Annotated in this window: 20 protein-coding genes; 17 read left to right on the top strand and 3 right to left on the bottom strand. The window is 40.5% G+C overall.

Translation table 11 applies throughout. From position 1 onward, the window contains the following. Positions 1–10: 10 nt before the first annotated feature. Both AAEU29_RS19210 and sbcD read right to left on the bottom strand, forming a co-directional pair. Positions 11–3,682 (bottom strand): AAA family ATPase, encoded by a 3,672-nt coding sequence (locus AAEU29_RS19210; protein ID WP_421974820.1) that lies wholly within the window; start codon positions 3,680–3,682, stop codon positions 11–13. Next, positions 3,679–4,890: an exonuclease subunit SbcD gene (sbcD, locus tag AAEU29_RS19215; protein ID WP_421974821.1), complete on the bottom strand. Its 1,212-nt coding sequence runs from the start codon at positions 4,888–4,890 to the stop codon at positions 3,679–3,681. Before sbcD ends, AAEU29_RS19210 begins: the two co-directional genes overlap by 4 nt. Positions 4,891–5,096: 206 nt before the next feature. Between sbcD and AAEU29_RS19220 the strand changes: the two genes are divergently transcribed. Further along, entirely contained in the window at positions 5,097–5,906 is an 810-nt protein-coding gene (locus tag AAEU29_RS19220) for an ion transporter (protein ID WP_421974822.1), read from the top strand. 75 nt (positions 5,907–5,981) lie between these two features. After that, a complete protein-coding gene (locus tag AAEU29_RS19225) occupies positions 5,982–7,304 on the top strand; it encodes an EAL domain-containing protein (protein WP_421974823.1) in 1,323 nt (440 codons plus the stop codon). A gap of 15 nt (positions 7,305–7,319) precedes the next feature. Here AAEU29_RS19225 and AAEU29_RS19230 read toward each other — a convergent pair whose 3' ends face one another. Beyond that, positions 7,320–8,225 (bottom strand): 1-aminocyclopropane-1-carboxylate deaminase/D-cysteine desulfhydrase, encoded by a 906-nt coding sequence (locus tag AAEU29_RS19230; protein WP_421974824.1) that lies wholly within the window; start codon positions 8,223–8,225, stop codon positions 7,320–7,322. An 88-nt stretch (positions 8,226–8,313) separates the two neighbouring features. Between AAEU29_RS19230 and AAEU29_RS19235 the strand changes: the two genes are divergently transcribed. The 15 genes from AAEU29_RS19235 to AAEU29_RS19305 are packed head-to-tail and all read left to right on the top strand — an operon-like array spanning position 8,314 to position 20,981. Then, positions 8,314–9,255, top strand: a complete 942-nt coding sequence (locus AAEU29_RS19235) for a hypothetical protein (RefSeq protein ID WP_421974825.1) — start codon at positions 8,314–8,316, stop codon at positions 9,253–9,255. Then, a complete protein-coding gene (locus AAEU29_RS19240; RefSeq protein ID WP_421974826.1) occupies positions 9,239–9,835 on the top strand; it encodes a PilN domain-containing protein in 597 nt (198 codons plus the stop codon). The genes AAEU29_RS19235 and AAEU29_RS19240 overlap by 17 nt, the downstream gene beginning before the upstream one ends. Continuing rightward, positions 9,835–10,518: a type II secretion system protein GspM gene (locus AAEU29_RS19245; protein WP_421974827.1), complete on the top strand. Its 684-nt coding sequence runs from the start codon at positions 9,835–9,837 to the stop codon at positions 10,516–10,518. The genes AAEU29_RS19240 and AAEU29_RS19245 overlap by 1 nt, the downstream gene beginning before the upstream one ends. A 22-nt stretch (positions 10,519–10,540) precedes the next feature. Continuing rightward, positions 10,541–10,831: an agglutinin biogenesis protein MshK gene (locus AAEU29_RS19250; RefSeq protein WP_421974828.1), complete on the top strand. Its 291-nt coding sequence runs from the start codon at positions 10,541–10,543 to the stop codon at positions 10,829–10,831. Continuing rightward, complete coding sequence (mshL, locus tag AAEU29_RS19255; RefSeq protein ID WP_421974829.1) at positions 10,815–12,494, top strand: pilus (MSHA type) biogenesis protein MshL; 1,680 nt, start codon at positions 10,815–10,817, stop codon at positions 12,492–12,494. Before AAEU29_RS19250 ends, mshL begins: the two co-directional genes overlap by 17 nt. Beyond that, positions 12,494–13,396, top strand: coding sequence for an ExeA family protein (locus AAEU29_RS19260; protein ID WP_421974830.1), 903 nt, complete (start codon positions 12,494–12,496; stop codon positions 13,394–13,396). The genes mshL and AAEU29_RS19260 overlap by 1 nt, the downstream gene beginning before the upstream one ends. Then, a complete protein-coding gene (locus tag AAEU29_RS19265) occupies positions 13,393–14,517 on the top strand; it encodes a tetratricopeptide repeat protein (RefSeq protein WP_421974831.1) in 1,125 nt (374 codons plus the stop codon). The genes AAEU29_RS19260 and AAEU29_RS19265 overlap by 4 nt, the downstream gene beginning before the upstream one ends. After that, the gene (locus tag AAEU29_RS19270; RefSeq protein WP_421974832.1) at positions 14,507–16,216 is read left to right on the top strand and encodes a GspE/PulE family protein; all 1,710 of its coding nucleotides are present in this window, start codon (positions 14,507–14,509) and stop codon (positions 16,214–16,216) included. Before AAEU29_RS19265 ends, AAEU29_RS19270 begins: the two co-directional genes overlap by 11 nt. Positions 16,217–16,220: 4 nt before the next feature. After that, positions 16,221–17,447, top strand: coding sequence for a type II secretion system F family protein (locus AAEU29_RS19275; protein ID WP_421974833.1), 1,227 nt, complete (start codon positions 16,221–16,223; stop codon positions 17,445–17,447). A 2-nt stretch (positions 17,448–17,449) separates the two neighbouring features. Further along, the gene (locus AAEU29_RS19280) at positions 17,450–17,926 is read left to right on the top strand and encodes a hypothetical protein (RefSeq protein WP_421974834.1); all 477 of its coding nucleotides are present in this window, start codon (positions 17,450–17,452) and stop codon (positions 17,924–17,926) included. A gap of 47 nt (positions 17,927–17,973) precedes the next feature. Next, the gene (locus AAEU29_RS19285; RefSeq protein WP_421974835.1) at positions 17,974–18,588 is read left to right on the top strand and encodes a prepilin-type N-terminal cleavage/methylation domain-containing protein; all 615 of its coding nucleotides are present in this window, start codon (positions 17,974–17,976) and stop codon (positions 18,586–18,588) included. Between the two features lie 25 nt (positions 18,589–18,613). Further along, a complete protein-coding gene (locus tag AAEU29_RS19290) occupies positions 18,614–19,150 on the top strand; it encodes a prepilin-type N-terminal cleavage/methylation domain-containing protein (protein WP_421974836.1) in 537 nt (178 codons plus the stop codon). 10 nt (positions 19,151–19,160) lie between these two features. Continuing rightward, the gene (locus AAEU29_RS19295; RefSeq protein ID WP_421974837.1) at positions 19,161–19,628 is read left to right on the top strand and encodes a type II secretion system protein; all 468 of its coding nucleotides are present in this window, start codon (positions 19,161–19,163) and stop codon (positions 19,626–19,628) included. Beyond that, positions 19,615–20,157, top strand: a complete 543-nt coding sequence (locus AAEU29_RS19300) for a prepilin-type N-terminal cleavage/methylation domain-containing protein (RefSeq protein WP_421974838.1) — start codon at positions 19,615–19,617, stop codon at positions 20,155–20,157. Before AAEU29_RS19295 ends, AAEU29_RS19300 begins: the two co-directional genes overlap by 14 nt. Then, positions 20,157–20,981, top strand: a complete 825-nt coding sequence (locus tag AAEU29_RS19305) for a prepilin-type N-terminal cleavage/methylation domain-containing protein (protein WP_421974839.1) — start codon at positions 20,157–20,159, stop codon at positions 20,979–20,981. The genes AAEU29_RS19300 and AAEU29_RS19305 overlap by 1 nt, the downstream gene beginning before the upstream one ends. Positions 20,982–20,986 lie beyond the last annotated feature (5 nt).

Genomic DNA, 20,986 nt, shown 5'->3' on the forward strand with positions numbered 1-20,986 from the left:
GATAAATCTCTTAACTGGTTTCGCTGGCTATTGTATCAAACTTATAGGTGCGGTCGAGTTCGCTGATGCCTAAACCTGACTTTTTACGCACTTTAATTTGCACTGGTATACGCTCTTTCATCGCATCGATATGACTTATTACGCCAATGGTTTTGCCGCTGGCATGCAGGTTATCGAGCGCATCAAGGGCGATATCGAGAGTTTCTTTATCAAGTGTGCCAAAACCTTCATCTAGAAACAGTGAGTCAATACTCACTTTATGACTAACCAAATCAGAAAGCGCGAGTGCCAAAGCAAGGCTCACTAAAAAGCTTTCACCGCCAGATAGGGTGTTGGTATCGCGGACTTGCTCGCCCTGCCAAAGGTCGATAATTTGCATTTCTAACGACTGATCTTCTTTGCGTTTTAATAGGTAGCGGCCAGTGAGCTTTTCAAGTTGTCGATTGGCAAGGTAAATCAAATTATCAAGCGTAAGGCCTTGGGCAAATTTTCTAAATTTATCGCCTTTTTGTGAGCCAATTAAACCGTGTAAATAATGCCAATCTTGATACTCGCGGTTAAGTAAATCGAGTTCGTGTTTTAAATCTTTAAGTTTTTCATGTCGCGCTGCATTTTCATTTATTTGATTGCTTAGTAACCCTAATTGCTGGTTGGTTTGACCAAGGGTTTCATTTAGTTCGTCAAAGGCGCTTTGCAGTTGTTGGCTATTTAGGTTTAACGCATTAAATTCGTGTGCTTGCTGAGTTTTTAACTCATTTTCAACAGTATTTATTTGCTCGCTATTGAGTGTAAGTGCAGCATCTAATTGGCGTTTAAGCTCGGCTAATTTATCAAACTCATCTGCTGGTAAACGTGCTTGCTGCGCCTCTTCAATGGTCGCAAAAGGGGTTTGCTCCAGTAGTTTTGTCAGTTTGGTTTGCACCTCGTTTAGTTGCACATTGGTATCATTAAGTTGATCTTGTTTTTCGCTTAGCTGACCGTTGAGCTTGGTGAGCGCAAAATTAATTTGTTGGGCGTGTGTTTCAGCGGCTTTTACTTCAGTGTGAAGCGCCTCTAAGTGTGCTTGTGATTGTTGCTTTTCAGTTAAGGTCGATTTATCGCCAAACAGTTGCTGGCGTGTGTGTGCTTGCTCTGAAATCTTCTGCTGTGTGGTTTCGTGTTGATTTTTTAATTCACTTTGTTGCTTGGCAACATCCATTTGCTGCTGTGTTAAATGGTTGCGTGCCTGCTGTGCTAGAGCGAGCTGCTGTTGCACCTGTTGGTATTTCTTATGCTGCGTTTTAAGTGTATTTAATTGTTGTTTCTGTTCGTTAAACCAGTTGGCTAAATTGCCTTCTTGGCAGGAATAGCCATACTTATCAATTGTATATACAAGCTCTGCAAGTACTGAGCCGTAAGCCTTTTGCTGCTCATCAAAGGTTGTTAATAGCTTTTGCTCTTTAGCCGTTACGTTTTGTAATTGCTCAGTCGCGCTATTAAGTTTTTCAGCCAGTAATTGTATTTGATGGCTTAACTCGCGTTCTGCTTGTTGCGTCTCAGTTAACTGAGTATTTATTGCTTTAACTTGTTCATGGTTTTGTAACGCGGTTGCAAGGTGTTGCTTCGTTTTCTCAATAAACGTCAGCAAAGCGGTTTCATCGCTAATCGCAATCTGTTCAATCGCCCAAGTTGTGACGATTGAATCTAGTCGCTGGGTTTTATTCGTGATTGCGGTATTTAATGCATCAATTTGTTGGGTGTTGCTGCTAAGCGTTGCTGAAAGCTCAATTACGTTTTGTTGTAAGTCACTTATCTCTTGTTTAAGCGTTGCGATGTGTGTGTTTTCATCACCTGCCGTGTTACCAGCCTCAAAATGACTTAAGTCATGCTCAGCACTACCGCAAAGCGGGCAGGGGGTATCTTCTTCTAAATCTTGTCGTAGCAGTGCTAATTGGGCTTCTGCATCTTGTAAGCGAAGTGAGGTATCTAAACTTTGTTGTTGAGCTTTCAGGAGCGCATTTTGTGAATCAAGCTGTGCTTCTAATTCAGGTTGGGCATTTTGTAATGTTTGAATCTGAGTTTTATCCGCAAAGATTTCATTTGTTATTTGTTGCCATTGAGTTTGCTGCTGTTTTGCAGTTTTGGCTTTATCTAGCACCTGTTTTAGCGATTCAATTGTGTTTTCACAAACATCAATATCACTGTTATCACAAAATTCACTTAACTGTGTTTGTAACTGCGTAACTTGTAGCTGATGCTGTTCACGCTTTGTTTGCTCTTTTGCGATGCCTGTTTGTAGCTCGCCAATTGCTTGGTTTAAGGTGGTTTTGCTCTCGGCTAACTCGGTTAGCTGGTTTTGTTGCTGCTGCAAAGACTGTGCGTTTAGTTGCAGTTTTGCGTGCTCATCAAGCCACTCTGCAAGCTGGTGTTCAAATTGCTCTATATTTATGGTTGGATCAAAACTAGCGGCAAGTTGCTGCTTTTCAGTTTCAAGGCTCTGAATGTTACTTTCACTTTGTTGCAGCGCTTCAGTCAATTCTTTTTCTTGTATATACAAGCTCTCTAACTGCTGATTTAACTCGCTGAATTTGCTTTTGCTATGCGCAAGTTGGTTATCGAGTGGGGTTACTTGGTTATCAATAAGCTCAAATAACTCTTTTTGCGCTTGCTTGGCAGTATCGAGTTTAGTGGCTAGGGAATAATTTAACTCAACTACCTTTGCTTGCTCGCTAGCACGCAAGTTTGCTTGTTGTTGATAACTTTCAATGCTGGCAATTTGGTTTTGCTTTGCAGTGTTTAACGATGCGAGTTTATCCAAATCAACCGCGAGTTTTTGTGCGGGCTGGGCAGTTTCAAGGCGCGTTAGCTCTGGCTGTTTTGCAGCAAGTTCATTTTCAAGCTGAATTTTTTGCTGTTGCAGCTTTTCTAAACGCTGTTGGTTTTGTGTAAGTTGGTTATGCCAATCGCGTTTTGCTTGCAGGCTGGTAAGCTTGCTTTTTAAATTAGCTTGCTGTGTTTGTAGTTCACTAATTTGCTGGTTTATTTCATTTATGCGCTCTTCAGGTAACAGTTCGAGCGACTCAGTTTTGGCGCTTATTACATTAAGTGCATCGCGCGCTTCACCAAAGCGTTGGTGTACTAATTGTGAAATTTGCCCATAAATTTCGGTGCCGGTGAGTTCTTCTAATAACTCGGCGCGGTCGGCTTCTTTGGCTTGTAAAAATGCTGCGAATTGCCCCTGTGACAACATCATGGATTTTGTGAAGCGGGCAAAGTTAAGGCCTGTGAGTGATTCTATTAGCTGATCTTTCTTTTTAATTTGCGCGGCAATAGGTTTATTACTCGCCACTTCAACCAGCTCTACTTCTGCTGGTTGTAAGTTACCGTCTGGCTTATTGCGGGCTCGGCGCATTGACCAAAAGGCACGATACACACCTTGGTTTACGGCAAATTCAACTTCAGCTAAACAGTAACTGGTGCCACGGGTCATTATTTCATTATTACTTGCGCTGATTGCACCAAGCCTTGGTGTGCTGTTGTAAAGTGCTAAGCAAATGGCATCTAAAATGGTGGTTTTACCGGCGCCAGTTGGCCCAGTGATAGCAAAAATACCGCTTTCGGCAAATGGCGCCTTGTAAAATTCGATTTTCCACTCGCCTTTTAGCGAGTTTAAATTGGCAAAACGCAGTGACAATATTTTCATGACTGTGCTCCTTTTGCCGTATTCAGCAGTGAAATAAAGTGCCGGGTTAGGCGCTCTTTTCGGGCAAGATCGTCATCTGTTGTAAACTCTTCAAGTGCAATACGTTTCTCAAAAACCTCTAAAGGGGTTATTTCAGACAGATTTTCTTGCTTTTGTTGGCTAAGTTTAGCCACATGTTTGCGCGCACGTTTTAGTTGCAATACTTCAACTGGTAGGTCTTTGGTGAGTTCTAACACGGTATTTTGCAGGTCACTAATATAGTCGTCGGTGGTAACTTCAATGCTCAGCCAGGTTGTTTCAGTTTGCTCTGCAAATACGGTCAGTGCGTTTTTAATTTCGGCGAGGTTGCCTTTTATGGTTTGCATTGCTTGAAAGCGCGGGATTTCAAGTTGGCTTATTTGCGACACATTTTGCCCTTCAAATTCAACCAAGTTGACCGATTTTGCGTGTTTTAATTCATCAAAGCTAAGGGCGATTGGCGAGCCGCTATAAAACACATTACCTTCTTTGCCAACCTTTTGAGCGCCATGAATATGACCAAGGGCGATGTAATCGGCTTTTGGCAGTTGATGGGCGTTTATACCTGACAAGTGGCCGATATAAATATCGCGCACTGACTCTGAGCTAGATGCGCCTACCGCAGTTAAATGTCCCGTCATAATAATTGGTATATCTTGATCAGCTTTTAATGTTTGCGCGGCTTGAAACGTGTTTTCAAAGTACTCGTAAATGCCTTTGGCAAGGTTGTCTTGTTTTTCTTTTATGCTTTCGTCGGCGCGGCTGGTGATAATGTCTTTACTGCGTAAAAACGGAATGGCACAAACGTAGCCTAATGTTTTTTCCGCTTTAGTGATAGCGACGATTTGCTCTGCTACATTTTCACTGGCTTGCGATACCACATGGCAGTTAAGCGCTTTTACTAAGCTTTTAATCTCGTTAAGGGTGGCAACTGAATCGTGATTGCCAGCGGTTACAATCAACTGACAGTTTGCTGCTTGCATCGCCAAAATAAGTTCGCTGTAGAGGCTGCGCGCATAACTTGGTGGCGTGCCAGTATCAAAAATATCTCCTGCGATGATCACCGCATCCACTTGCTGCGCTTTAACTTGCTCAGCTAGCCATTTGATTAATAAATGGTGCTCTTTTTGCCGAGACTGATTAAAAAAGCTCTGGCCAAGATGCCAGTCAGATGTGTGAATAATGCGCATAAGAGTTCTTGATAGCAAAAAAACTCACTTTATCACTTTTTAATAAAACCCATAAAGGGCAACGAGCTGCATAAAGCATAATTTTTTAACTGCTACTTTTAGCGCATAACATGTTGTTGCAGTGCGTTAATTTATCCGTTAGATCTTCGCTTAATGGATGGTTATAATGCGTTTTTTATTTTGCTAACCAGTAAGAGAAATTCAGTATGTTCACGGCCATACAAAGCCAGTTTCAACGAATCGACGACAGTAAAGCGTTTCAAGCCTTTGTTATTTTTGTCATTGTGGTATCGGCACTGAGTGTTGGTGCGCATACGTATGCCTTGCCTGTGTGGATGGAAAATCTCTTACTGCTGTTAGATAAAGGCATTACAGTATTTTTTGCTGTAGAAATTGCAATTCGTTTTATTGCTTCAAAAGGGCCAAAAGCGTTTTTCTCAAAGGGCTGGAATATTTTCGACACCATTATTGTGATTGGTAGCTTATTACCTGTTGCAGGCTCTACGGTGTTTATTGCGCGTTTACTGCGTATCTTCCGTGTGCTGCGTTTGGTTTCTATGGTACCTGAGCTACGTATGCTGGTGAATGCGCTGATTAAAGCAATTCCGCGCATGGGTTACATCGCACTGTTAATGTTTGTAATTTTCTACATTTATGCCGCTGTTGGTAGCATGATGTTCAGTGAAATTAACCCAACCCTTTGGCGCGATGTATCGATTTCAATGCTGACGCTCTTCCGTGTGGCAACTTTTGAAGATTGGACAGATGTAATGTACGAAACCATGGCGGTGCACCCGCTAAGTTGGATTTACTATTTGTCGTTTATCTTTTTAACCGCGTTTATTTTCTTAAATATGATGGTAGGTGTAGTGCTTGAAGTGATGACCCAAGAGCACGATAACTTTGTTAAAGAAAATACTGACGAATTAGATGAGCCTGCCACCAAAGGTGAAGTGCTTGAGTTAAAAGCGCAAATTGTTGAGCTTAATAAATTACTCAGCGAACGGCTGAAGTAACCGTCATTCGGCACTTGCGCATCTCGCTAACCTCGTCAACACTTACTAAGAGTTGGCAGGTTATGTGGGTGTGCAATGCAGAACAAACAAAAACGTATTCTTCAAATACTCTATTTTGTTTGTGGCATTACATTGTGTGCATTAGCGTATTGGCTGTTTGGTGAGCTTTTAGGTGTAATTGTCACTGTAGCTGTTATTTTACTTTTTTTATTATTTGTTTTTATTCAATCTCCACCCTTAATCTTAACTAAACCTTCCCTTAAGTTATTACCTGAACCTGAAAAGCCACCGCTTTCGGTGCTTACTCACAATGCCTATCATGTGTTTTCACTGTTATGTGGTGCAGTTAATATTGATGAAGCGAAACTCACTAGCGCACTACAGCAGGCGTTTGTAAGCGAAAAGGTTTCTTGCAAGCAATTAAAAGCAGGGCGTTTAAGTGTGACCATTTTATGCCCGCAAATTTGTGATGAAGCAGAATTTAATAAACTCTTCTCAGAGGTGTTTAAAACACATATTAATGATTGTGAATTTGGTGCTTGCTTGTATCGTGAGCCTTGTCAGCAGTTAAATGTGTATCAGTTAGCTGAGCTTGCTTTGGCAATTGCAAAAACCAAGCAACAAAGTAAATCGCATGTATTAAAACTAAATCAAACCAACTTAGCTCTGTTGCAATATTCGTTGCCAGAAATGATTAACGATATTTTGAACCGCCAATTTTTGTTGTTATTTGAGCCTGTGTTTAGTGTACATGGCGAGGCGTTGTTGTTTCATCAAGTAGGGATCACTATTCGTCACCAAAAAGTGGGGTTATGTGATGCTAAGCAGTTTCTGCTTGGCTGTTTAGACAGTGATAAATTGTTAGCGTTGGATGAGCATTTACTAAAACAATTAATTAAAACCTTGGCACAAGACAGCAGTAACGATCCTGTATTACTGAGTATTGACGCCGCTTCTTGGCATAGCGCTCAAGCTATCGACACATTAATAACCATGGTTGAAACCGCTGGTTTTAGCCAAATTATACGTTTTTCCATTTCTGAGGGTGTGTTAGTTAATGATTATAAAGTTATTAAACAACAACTTACCAAGGTAAAGCAGCGTGGCATTAGTATTGTGGCTGAGCGTTGTCATGGTGCATTAATGAAAATACAAAGTGATTTGTCATTTTTAACAGGCGCTTATATTGATGCCGATATTTTCCAATTGTCGGAAGTGCAACAAAGGGCACTTATGAATGCGTTTAGTGAATTTGCGAAGGAGCAACATTTACAGCTCTATGGTGCAGGTATTGAAGCGGTTAACCAGCTTTCATTACTTGTTGAATACCAGTTTGTAGGTGCAAGTGGTCGTTTTTTTCAGCAAGGGGAGCACAATATTGCGTTAGGGCTTAATTAAATAAGCGTTGGGCACTTAAATAAGTTTTCGATACTTTAATCCACTAAGCCCCTGCAACCCTCCTGTATGAATTGCCATAATTTTAGTGCCTGGGGCAAAATGCCCTTGCTCAATCAGCTTAAACAAGGTGAAAAAAAGTTTGCCTGTGTAGATGGGCTCAAGTGGTAGTTGGTAGCGAAGGCTTTGGCAAAAGTGCCAAAGTTCTTCACTAAACTTACCGTATCCGCCGTAATGAAAGTTGGTTAACAATTGCCAATTTGTTTGGTGTTGTGCTTTAGGGCTAAGCTGCTTTATCGTTTCATTTAAGTAGTCTGCTTGCTTGAGCACCGCAACACTCCGTATTTGGGTTTTTTCAGGCAAACCTTCGATTAGCCCTGCTAAGGTACCGCCACTACCTGTAGCGCACCATACTTCGTCTACTTTCGGTAAACTTTTCGCCAACTCAATCATGCCTTTTAACGCAAGTTGATTGCTACCGCCTTCAGGAATAATCAGGCACTTTGCTTTGCTCTGTTGTAATTCAGCCAAATAATCTGGATCATAACGTCTTTTGTAAGTTAGCCGATTAACAGGAGTTAACTTTACGCCACACGCCGCTGCGAATTTTAAACAGGGATTATTAGCATCTAGTTCAGGTCCGCGCACAATCACTTCGGTATCAAAATTAAATAAGCGAGATGCGCCAGCAAGTGCATATAGGTGGTTTGAAAATGCGCCTGAAAAGCTTATCAATTGATTGATGTTGTTTTGCTTTGCATAGATAAGATTATGCTTAAGCTTTCGCCACTTATTGCCGCTAATAAGAGGGTGGGTTAAATCATCGCGCTTAACAAATAAACTAATGTTTTTTTCAACTAATACTGGGTGGATAATTTTCTGAACTGGTGTTTCATCAATATTTAGTTTTAAATCAATGCTCAAAGCACGAAACTCCTTGCTTAGGTTGGTTTGCTTGCTACACTAAGAACATTAGCGCGTTAGACAGTTAACATATTAAATAATAACAAATATGAAAAGTTTATTGGCACGGATCCCTTGGATAAATAGTAAAAATAGTGGCTCGCTTTTAGCTGGTATATACATTGCGAGCGACAAAGTTGTGGCTGTTGTTTTGCACCGTGTCGATGAAGAGTGGGAAATTAACACGAGTTTTGTTGAACCATTCCAACAAGAAACTGAAAAGTTACCTGCACTTACTAGCGTAATTGCAAAGCTGCCCTCTGAAAGCTCGCTATGCTTAGTTATGCCCGAGAATGCTTACCAATGGGTGCAAATTGAAAAACCAAACCTGTCTCAACAAGAGATCATTACGTCATTACCTTGGACGATTAAAGAGTTAGTGAGTTTAGAGCCTGCAGATATCATCGCAGATTATTATGATTCATCTTTAAAGCAAGGTGGTTTGGAGAAAATCAATGTCGTCGTAACAAGTCGTACATTATTTCAGCCAGTGTTAAACATTATCCATGATGGTGATGCAGAGCTTGAAACTGTTACCACCGCTGAAATGATATTGTGCGATATGGTTGCAAAAGATGATGGTGCACATATGTTGGTGTCGCAGCAATTTGGCTCTGAACCGAGCTTACACATCATTCGTAATGGAGATTTGCTGTTGTCACGTAAATTACGAGGATTAATGGCACTCGCTCAACAGCCGCTTGCTCAATTAAAGCTAGGCTTGCTCGATGCATTTGGTTTAGAACTTCAGCGTTCGCTTGATTATTTTGAAAGTCAGCTCAAGCAGCCACCAATTAAAAGCTTACAATTGGCAATTCCAAATTTAGAATTGCACGGCATAGCGCAAGAGCTAAGTCAGTTTTTTCCGGCACGTGTACTGCCATTTGAGCCAGTATTGTCATTATGTCAACAACAAAGTGCTGAAATGCAATTTGCAATTGCTGCAGCCCTTTCGTTAGACGCGCGAGGTGACAATGAAAACGCGCATTAATTTATACCTTGAAGAGCTTAAACCTAAACGTGAATTTTTAACACTCACTAATGTGGCTATTTGCTGGGCTGCATTGATTGTAGTGCTAGTTATTGTTGTTGGGGTTTTTGGTCATTTGAACCAAACCAGTAAAGAACGAGTGCTGGTATTACAGTCACAGTTAGATCAAGGTAAAAACCAGCTCACTCAAGCACAGCAAGCGCTTGAACGTAAACAAGATAAATCGCCATTATTGCGCCGCATTGAAAAGAAGAAAGAAGAAATTCAAGAAAAACAGCGCTTGTTAGATTTTATGCTAACTAAAACAGCGCAAGCCAAGTTTGATTACGCGCAAGTGATGACTGACCTTGCAGGTAATACGCACCGAGAAGTATGGCTTAAAGAATTTAAGTTTGTTGGTGACGAGATAACGCTCGTTGGTGCAGCAACGCATGGTTCAGCCATACCTGAATGGTTAAATGGTTTGAAAGATACTGATTATTTTAGCGCCAAAGCCTTTTCATTGCTGGAATTTGAAAAGCAAAAAGAAGGTGTCGAATTTCAGGTTGCCACTAAGTTAAATGGTTCAGGAGGTCAATAATGAAAGAAAATTGGCAGCAGTGGGCCGAAAAATTTAGCGCTATGGCGCAACGTGAAAAGCTACTTATTTTTGCTGTAGGCTTATTTTTGATTGGTTACTTAACCATTTGGTTTGTGATTTCACCTTTACAAACGAGCTATAGCAATAATCAAACTCGTATTACTAACCTAACGCGTCAAGAAGCCAATACGCGTAAGCAACTAGCGATGATAAATGATGCTTTAACGCGAGACTATACCGCAGATTTAGTTGCCCAAGAAAAAGCAATTGAAGAGCAAATGACGTTAATAAATGAGAATTTAGCGGAATTTAGTTTAAGTTACATATCACCTGAAAAAATGGCGACAGTTTTGCAGCAGTTATTGCGCAAACACAAGGAATTATCACTGTCGTTATTTAAAATAAACCCAGTTAAGCCGATTTATGTAAATTCACCTTCAACAAATGAAGAACCTTCAGATGCTGCACCTGTGAAGCAGGAGATAGCTTTTTATCAGCATACTATGCAACTACAGATTGAAGGTAGTTACTTCTCTTTGTTGAGTTATTTAAAGCAAATGAAGCAAATCGAAGAAAAGTTGTTTATCCAAGAGTTTGATTACCGCGTAGATGAATATCCTACGGGTAAGTTAACATTAACTATTGCTACTGTAAGTGCGAATGATAAATTTATTGCGTTATAACATTGTTTTAATAGGGCTTATTTTGAGCTGTGCAACATCAGCGCAAAACTTGCAAGACCCTACACGACCAAAAAATGTGATTGAAAGTAAAGTCGCACAATCAAATAGTGAAACAGCAAAGCAACAACTGACATTACAGTCTGTTTTTATTAAAGAGTCTGGTTATCTCGCTGTTGTTTCAGGTGAAATGGTTAAACTAGGTGATTTAGTTCAAGGTTATAGAGTGAAAAAAATAACGCCAAATTCGATAACGCTTGAACAAGGGCAAGTGACAAAAATTTTGAGACTTTATCAGCATGAAATTAAACAATAATCTATTAAAAAGTTGGCTGGCAGTTTCAGCATTGGTGCTTTCTGGCTGTGAGTTAACTTCAGAGCCGGCGTTAAAACCGCACATTCAACAAGAATTAAATGCTGAGGCTAATACGCCATCAGCAAACCAGCCTGTAGAACAAGCTGCTGTACCTGAAGGGTTTGAAGAGGAATTATTGTCATCAGTAGGCACTAATCTCTCACTGCCAAAAGAATTCGAAATGACGCGTTTTGATGTAAATGCAAACAAAGTGTCGGTAAATGAATTTTTTGTTGGTTTAGTCGCTGACACGCCTTACAGCGTTGCACTTCACCCAGAAGTCTCTGGTGAAATTTCATTGACGCTGAAAGATGTCACCATGGATGAGGTGACCAAAATTGTATCGCGCTTGTATGGTATTGATGTTTTCCGTGAAGGCAAAGTAGTGCAAGTGCTTCCAGCCAAAATGCGCACTGAATCTATTCCTGTAAATTACTTGATGATGAAACGCAGTGGTCTTTCAACAGTGAGTGTGGTGGCTGGTGGTGTTAGCCAATTTGACCAAGGTGGTGGCTCTGGAAACAGTGGTAATTCAGGTGGTAATAACTTTGGCAATAACCAAAATATGGGTGGCAACAATTCGTTTGGTGGCAGCTCAAATATGCAAATTAATGGCGCCAGCATTCAAACCAGTAGTGAAACTGATTTTTGGAAAGACTTAAAAGTTGCCCTTGAGTCACTGATCGGCGTGGGAAATGGTCGTTTTATTATTGTTAGCCCACAAGCGAGCCTTGTTACAGTAAATGCGTTACCTAGCGAAATTGCGTCGCTAAAAGAGTTTTTAAAAGCAAGCGAAGATAGCCTGCAACGACAAGTTATCCTTGAAGCTAAAATCATTGAAGTAACTCTAAATGACGAATACCAACAAGGTGTTAACTGGAGTGAAGTACTTGGCCATATTGGTAGTACAGATTTAACCTTTTCAACAACTGCCGCAGGTCAAATTGGCAATACGTTGTCGTCTCAGTTAGGTGGCATTACCAATTTGGTTTTCAAAAATGCTGACTTTAGCGGTGTAATCAGTTTGCTTGAAACGCAAGGTGATGTGCAAATGTTATCTAACCCTCGAGTTACCGCTACAAATAATCAAAAAGCGGTGATTAAAGTGGGTGAAGATGAGTATTTTGTGACAGAAGTGTCAAGCACAACTGTTACCGGCAATGCTACAACGACTTCGCCAGAGATTGAGTTAACTCCTTTCTTCTCTGGTATTGCATTAGATGTTACACCGCAAATTGATGAATTTGGCTCGGTAATATTACATGTTCACCCATCGGTGACAGAAACCGAAGAACAAAACAAAGTTGTAACGCTAAACAACCAAGATTATGTATTGCCACTGGCGCAAAGTAATATTCGCGAATCGGATACGGTGATCCGTGCGGGCAGCGGTGAAATTGTGATTATTGGTGGTTTAATGCAAACCTTAACCACAGATCAAGAATCAAAAACACCGTTATTAGGTGATGTGCCGGTACTTGGTAATTTATTTAAAAGTGTTCGCCGAGTTCAAAGCAAGAAAGAGTTAGTTATATTAATTCGTCCAACAGTTGTAATGGCCGATACTTGGCAACAACAACAACAGCGCAGCCTAAAGTTATTGAACTCATGGTACGGTAAATAATGTACTTGTCGCACTTTGGCTTAACTGAGTTACCGTTTTCGTTAACACCGAATACGCAGTTTTATTGTGCGCTTGCACCGCATAATGAGGCCATGGAAGTGTTAATTACTGCACTAAATATGGGTGAAGGATTTATCAAAGTGACCGGCGAAGTGGGTACTGGTAAAACCTTACTGTGCCGTAAGTTGCTTAACAGCTTTGATGATTCAACGATTGTTGCTTACATTGCGAATTCGTATTTAAGCCCAGATGAATTACGTTACGCTATTGCTAATGAGTTACAAATTGATGTCGCGAATGACCTCGACCAACAATCACTTAGCCAAAAGATTCAAGATAAATTACTCGAACTGAATCATTTGGGTAAACGCGTTGTATTGATAATTGATGAAGCCCAGTGTCTAAGCTGGGATGCCTTAGAAGCGGTGAGACTATTTACTAATCTTGAAACTGAAACACGCAAATTGGTGCAAGTAGTGTTGTTTGGTCAGCCAGAGCTTGACGCGCGCTTGGCAAATCAAAAGGTGCGTCAGTTAAGGCAACGCATAAGCTTTTCATATACTTTGCGACCAATGACAAATGCGGAAGTTGCTTATTACATTCGTCATCGTTTGGAAGTTGCCGGTGCAGCTCATGCATCAATGATATTTTCTAATAAAATATGCCTGCTAATTGCAAAAGCCAGCCGCGGTATTCCGCGTTTGGTTAATTTACTGAGCCATAAAGTGCTGATCCAGGGTTACGGTGAAGGCACCTTAAGAGCAAAAAAAGCCTATGTTTATAATGCTGCAAAAGACACTGAAGATTGTCAGTTATCTCGTTCTAGTATTTGGCCTGCTTATTTAGCATTGCTTTTAATAATTGGTGGTGCAGCGTGGTTAATTGTTAAGGAACAACTATGAGTGTATTAAATAAAACGCTCAAAGGGTTAGAGCAACGCCAGTCAAATGTAGACACCACAACAGAGCGAGAGCCAACAGTAACGGTTACACCCATTTTAGATATTGGTGAAAAGCTGCATAAACTGGCATTACCACTGCTTGCATTAACAGCGTTTTGTTTAATTAGTTATGTCATTTATAAAAAAGGAATTATTCAAGATTACTTTGTAGCTCAAGAACAAGGGCAAACAAATCTTGCTCCGGCTAGTGAAAGCGTCACTAACAGTAAAGAGTTAACCAAAAGCTTACCAACTGAAGCTCACAAAGAATTACAACGCACTGAAAATAACATTACAAATGATGTTGTGTATACAACTGCTAAGGCGCCTGAAAAACCTGTAAATTCACAGGCCACCAAAGAAAAATTAAGTGAAGAGCCTGTTAGCAAAAAAATTGAAAAGTCTGCTCAGTCAAATAATCCAGCTGTAAAGCAAGCTGAAGTTACTGTAACAACTGAGCCTGCAAAGTCATCAATGAAACAAATTGCGCAAGTTACAGCTGAACAAAAAGCAAACGAACATTTTCAAGCTGGAAAGAAAGCATTCACTTTTGGTTTGGTCAGTGAAGCTATTGTCGAGCTAAAGCAGTGTGTAGCCATTAACGCAGAACACCTCGAGTGCCGTAGTTTGCTTGCTGCAGCCTATTACGGGCGAAAAGACACAGTTTCAGCCAGTGAAATATTAGAGCAAGGTTTAAGCTTACGACCAAGCAGCATGGAATGGCGTACATTATTGGCAAAAATCTATGCGGACAATAAACAGTATCAAGAAGTACTAAGTGTGTTATCACAGCAATTTGAAAGCCAAGCTGATAATGACTTTTGGATTCTCAAAGGGTTGGCAGCGCAACAATTGTCTCAGCATGCTGTGGCACTGCGTAGTTTTAAAAAGTTAACTTCTGCAGAGCCCGAGCAAGGTAAATGGTGGTTGGCGATGGGTCGCTCAGCAGAACATTTAGAACAATGGCAAAATGCAATGCAGTATTACACTACTGCGACGCAAATCGGCAATTTATCTCCCGCATCTCAACGCTATGCAGTTGAGCGTTTACAGTTTATAAGAGGTCGGTTAAATGCGTCCTAGATTAAAAATGCGATTAGGTGATTTGTTAGTTCATGAACATATCATCTCAGAACAACAACTTAACGATGCATTGCAGGCGCAAAAGGTCACCGGCCGTAAGTTAGGTGCAACTTTAATTGAGCAAGGGGTTATTGAAGAAACCCAATTACTGCGATTTTTAGCACAACAGCTCAATGTTGCCTTTGTTAACTTAGATAATGAAACTATCGACCCGAATGTAGTTAAGTTAATTCCTGAAGTTTACGCTCGTCGCTTTCGCGCACTCGCATTAGCTGATTTAGGTGAATCAATTCAAATTGCGATGAGTGATCCTGCTGATCTTTCGAGTCTTGATCAGTTAGCGCCAATTGTTGCCCCTAAACAGATTGAAATTGTTGTAGCGCAAGAGCAGCAAATACTCAATGCATTCGATTCGTTATATCGCCGTACACAAGACATCGAGAGCTTTGCATCACAGCTACAAGAAGAGTATCAAGAAACCGAAGAGTTTGACCTTAATGCCCTTGATGAAAATACATCGGATGCAACTGTTGTAAAATTACTGCAGTCAATTTTTGAAGATGCTGTACAAATGCGCGCATCGGATATTCATATCGAACCTGATGAAGGTATTTTACGAATACGCCAGCGTATTGATGGTATTTTGCATGAAAATACACTCGATCAAGTGGCGATTTCAGCAGCTTTAGTATTGCGTCTTAAGTTGATGTCTGGCCTCGATATTTCTGAAAAACGTTTGCCACAAGATGGCCGTTTTAATATCACGATTAAAGGCCACAACATTGATGTGCGTGTTTCAACCATGCCAGTGCAGCATGGTGAATCTGTGGTAATGCGTTTGTTAGATCAATCAGCGGGTTTATTAACGCTTGATGAAACGGGCATGCCAGCAAAAGTACTTAGCAAAATGCGTACTGCGCTGAAGCGCCCCCACGGCATGATCTTAGTTACCGGGCCAACGGGTTCTGGTAAAACCACCACCCTTTATGGTGCGTTAAGTGAACTAAACCAATCCAGCAAAAAAATTATTACTGTTGAAGACCCGGTGGAATATCGACTGCCGCGAATTAACCAAGTACAAGTTAATAGCAAAATTGGGTTAGATTTTGCGTCAGTGTTACGTACTACACTTCGTCAAGATCCTGATATCTTGATGGTGGGTGAGATGCGTGACCAAGAGACGGTTGAAATTGGCCTGCGAGGTGCGTTAACTGGTCACTTAGTGCTTTCTACACTCCATACAAATGATGCAATTACCAGTGCAATGCGCTTAATTGATATGGGGGCACCGAGTTATTTGGTCGCCAGCTCATTACGTGCAATTTTGGCACAGCGCCTTGTCAGAAGGGTGTGTGACAAATGTGCTGAAGACTATACGCCAGATGCGCAAGAGAATGCTTGGGTGAATCATATTAGTACAAACTTTAATGGCGCTAAATTTGTGCTCGGTAGAGGGTGTAATAGTTGTAATCACACAGGTTACCGCGGTCGAATAGGTGTATTTGAATTACTTGAAATGAATGAAGCAATGATGGATGCGCTACGTTTAGCTGATACGCAAGCGTTCTCTGAGGCTGCGAAAGCAAATCCTGAATTTGAACCTCTTGCGGTAATGGCACTTGATTACGCAACTCAAGGTATTACCTCACTTGAAGAGGTGTTCCGTGTTGCTGAAAGTTTGCCTGAGTTAGTAGGTTAACGCTATGTCATTTTTTGCCTACCAAGCGAAAGATAAACACGGCAACTCAGTTGCCGGTGAGCTTGAAGCGCAAGATGAAAGTGCAGCAGCAGATACTTTGCTGCGTCGCGGCTTAATACCGCTCTCTATTAAACAAAGCAATAATGACAAAGAAGGTAGTAAATCGGCGGTAATTCAATTCTTTCAACCTAAAGTGACATTGGATGAGTTGATTATATTCTCTCGCCAAATGTACTCTTTAATGAAAGCGGGTATCCCAATTATCCGCGCCATTGTTGGATTAGCCGAAACAACAACGCACCCAGTTTTTCGTGAAACCTTGCTTGATGTAGCTAAACAACTTGAACAAGGCCGTAACCTTTCTGCGGCTTTCGCAAGTCATAAGAAAGTGTTTAATCGCTTAATGATCTCCATTGTGGTGGTAGGCGAAAGTACTGGTAAATTAGAAGACGCATTTTTGCAATTAGCGACTTATTTTGAACAAGAACATGAGACTCGAAAGCGCATTAAAGCTGCGATGCGTTATCCTACCTTTGTTGTGATCGCGTTAGCGGTCGCTATGTTTATTTTGAACATTTTTGTAATTCCGACATTTGCTGAAATGTTTGCCAAGTTTAATGCTGAATTGCCACTGATGACGCGGATTTTGATTGGCACATCAAACTTCTTTGTAACCTATTGGCATGTAATTATTTTCACTATTATTGCAGCGATATTTGGCGTTAAAAGTTATCTTAAAACACCGATTGGCAGACGAAAGTGGGACAGAATAAAACTTAAGATCCCGGTTGTAGGGGGTATTATTGAGCGCTCTTTACTTGCGCGCTACAGCCGATCATTTGCCATGATTTTGCGCGCTGGTGTTCCTATGACTACAGGGCTTTCACTTGTCGCAGAGGCGATTGATAACGCCTTTATGGAAGAGAAAGTAATTGATATGCGCCGTAGTATTGAAAAAGGTGAAAGTTTGCTACGCGCATCAAAAAATAGTGAGCTATTCACCCAATTGGTTTTACAAATGGTTGCTGTAGGTGAAGAAACAGGTCGAGTGGAAGAGTTACTGCAAGAAGCCGCAGAGTTTTATGAGCGCGAAGTAGATTTCGACTTAAAAAGTTTAACTGCCAAAATTGAACCAATTTTAATAAGTGTAGTTGCCGGTATGGTACTGGTACTTGCACTTGGTATTTTTACACCAATGTGGGACATGATGTCAGCGATTAAAGGGCGCTAAAGATGGGCGAAGCAAACAATAATAGCTCAGGTGTTTATCGATTTTTGGTCGTTATTGTTATTTTTAGTCTACTTTATTGGGTGTTGGCAGGAAAAATGCTAGCGATATATAGTGATGTAGAAAAAGTCGCTGAACAGAAATCCAAAGAAGATTTTTTTACCAGTGTGTCGCATATTCGCCACCAATGGATGCGAGATAAACATCCAGAGGTGTTTATTAAATTGGTTGGGCAATCAGATCTTGCAAGCGTAGGTGAATTAAAAGCGCTTGTTAATGAAAATGGATTTGTGACAAAAATATTATCAACGCCCAATTCACAATGTGATGGTTTGTTTGAAAACTTACAGTCAATGACACTTTCTGAAGTGAGTAGTGAAGAAATATTAGATCATGGCCAAGTAATTGGCTGTAAATACGTTAAAAATTCAAAAATACTATTTAAGTACCTGTTCTTAAATGGCATAGTGAGCAATAGTTAAATAATGACATAGTCATTTTAGGTACTAAATCGTCGTCGAGGCAAAATATGAAAAAAAATCTAATAAAACAAAAAGGATTTACATTAATCGAGCTGATTATTGTAGTAATAATCTTAGGATTATTAGCGGTAACAGCATTACCTCGCTTTATTGATATTCAGGAAGAAGCTGAACGTTCAACTGTTGAAGGTGTGGCTGGTGGCTTAGCATCAGCAGTTGGCTTAGTGCGTGCGCAATGGGAAGTGTTAGGTCGTCCAGATAATAACACGGCAACAAATTTTATTGATTATGATACAACACGCGTTGGTATTGATCCTGACCTAGGCTATCCAACATCAGGTGTTGACGCATCAGGTAATGAGGTTGCGGGTTCGACAGAAACAACCGCACTTACTAATGCAAAATGCCAAGCAGTTTTAAATTCTGTGCTACAAAGTGCACCATCAAACACAACTTCTGCTGCTGCCGCGACAGTTGAGCAAAATACTTATTTAGTTAGGTATGTTGAAAATGGTGCTGCTGATGGCGCAAGTGATACATGTTTATACTATCTAGTAAGCACGCTTGATTTAACATCGCTTCCAGGTAACACATTAGATACAAATTTCCGTGGTATTGAATACACGCCAGCAACTGGTCAAGTACTGGTATTTGGTAACTAATTTAGGCTCTTAAGAGGTAATTCAAATGAAAAAGCAAACAGGTTTTACATTAGTAGAATTAATAATTGTAATTGTAATTTTGGGCATTTTAGCGGTAACCGCTGCACCGAAATTTTTAGATTTACAAGGTGATGCGAATGCATCAACCATTCAAGGTGTTGCAGGTGCTATTGATAGTGGCTCTTCAATTGTTTACGGTAAAGCAGTGATTGCAGGTTTACAAAAATCGGTTAAAACAGCAAGTCCAACACCAACAATTACAGGGGATGACGGCCAAACAATAGGTTTACATTATGGTTATCCAACAGCCGCAGCTGATGGCCTTTTACGAGCTATTGATATCAATGCTACTTTAGCAACAGCTGATCCTTTAGGTGACTTTACTTATGTCATTCCTTCGGCAGGTGTTATGTATATTTATGCAAATGGTACAACTGTACCGACAGGTTCAAATGATACGGCTATTTGTGGCGTAAAATACACTGAGGCGAATGCAACTGGCACAGCGCCAAATGTTGTCTATACAGCTTCACAAACAACAGTATTTGCGAACGATTGCTAATAAGTTTTAAATGAAACAACAAGGTTTTAGTCTTGTAGAGCTAATTATAACCTTGGTAATTTTAGGCACCTTGGCTGTAACCGTGGTGCCTAAATTTTTTACAAATGAGAGCTTTGATAGCTTTGAGTTCCGCGATAGAAGCCTCACCATTTTGCGCACCATGCAATTAAGAGCCATGCAAAATACAAGTAACACCATGGCCCATAAAGTGTGTATTAACACTAGTCAAATAGCCCCTGCTTTAACAAACAACTGCGCCAATCTCGCTCTAAATTTTGATTACTTGGTTGTTAATATTCCTACTAATAGCACTGCCACTAGAATCAAAACAACTGACTCAAACAATGTGTCTTTTAATGAAATAGAATTTGATGATTTTGGTAGACCAAACTTAAATTGCGTCTCAAATTGCAAAATCGATTTTGGTGATGCAGATATATGCATATCAGTGCAAGGCGGTATTTATGCCTGCCAATAAGTTAAAAGGTTTTACCTTAGTTGAGGTAATTTTTGGCATTGTTTTGATGGCCATTGTGCTTACGATTGTGACAGGCCTTTTAGTACCTCAAGCCAGACAAAGTGCCGACCCAGTGATTCAAGTTAAAGCTAATGAATTAGGGCAAGCCATGATGAATGAAATTTTAGGGCGCTCCTTTGATGAAAATTCAAGGCGAAGCCCGCCTTTTATTCGTTGTGGTGAAGTAGGTTTTAGTAGTTGTACAGCACCGGCAAGTTTAGGTAATGACGGTGAAACCCGTGACGGATTTAATGATGTCGACGACTTTATTGGTAATTACGCAACTGCTGATTTAAAAAACAGTCTGGGCCAAAGTATTCAAACGGATTACCCCGGATTTAGCCTGACCGTTAGTGTTGTTTATGATGATGATGCAAATGGTGTTGCCGACACTTCGGGTGATTTTAATAAGCTAAAACTGATTACTATTGAAGTAGTTGCACCAACAGGCGATGTTTATGGATTTTCAGCCTACAAGGGGAATTACTAGTGTCACGCTTAGTAAAAAATGGTTTTACCCTTGTTGAACTGATAATCGTCATTGTGCTGATTGGCATTGTTAGTTTAAGCACAATGCAATTTATAAAATTTGGTGCAGAAATTTATGCCACAGGTACAGAGCGTGATGAAGTGGTAGCCCAAGCGCGCTTCGCTTTAGTGCGCATGAGTAAGGAATTGCGCCAAACAACACCTAATTCAATAAGAATCACTAGCGGAAATACTGCAGGCCAACCTTTTCAATGTTTAGAATATACACCTTTTAAAGCCAGTAGCATTTATGTAAATAATCCGCCTCTTGATACCAGTGCCTCGGGTGATTTGGTTGTTGTAGCGTTTGATAATGAAGATAAAGCATTTGAAAATGATCGCGTTACTGTTTACCCGCAAAACCCAAATGATATTTATGACTTAAGTAATAATCGCGTAAGACTTTTAGCTTCAGATCCAATTGTGGAGGAAGCAAATAAAACACAGCGATGGTTATTTGATAATGGGTTTGCTTTGGCATCACCTACTCAGCGTTTATTTGTGCTGAATAACAGCCCAGTGAGCTTTTGTGTTGAAGGGGGCAGTTTATATTATTATCAAGGCTATGATTTTGAAGTAAATCAGCCAACGCCTTCGTTGTTGCATGTACTCGATGGTGTTAAAGGGCAGTTACTAGCACAATATATAACCAACCCGTTGGTTTTTGCTTTCAACAACGCAAGCTTGACCCGAAATGCTATTGTTAATATTAAGCTTGAAATGGGTTTTAATAGTACAGAAACGTTGGTTTTTAATCATGAAGTGCACATTCCAAATGTGCCATAGGTGAT

Source organism: Pseudoalteromonas aquimarina (assembly GCF_049257255.1).
Classification (GTDB): domain Bacteria; phylum Pseudomonadota; class Gammaproteobacteria; order Enterobacterales; family Alteromonadaceae; genus Pseudoalteromonas.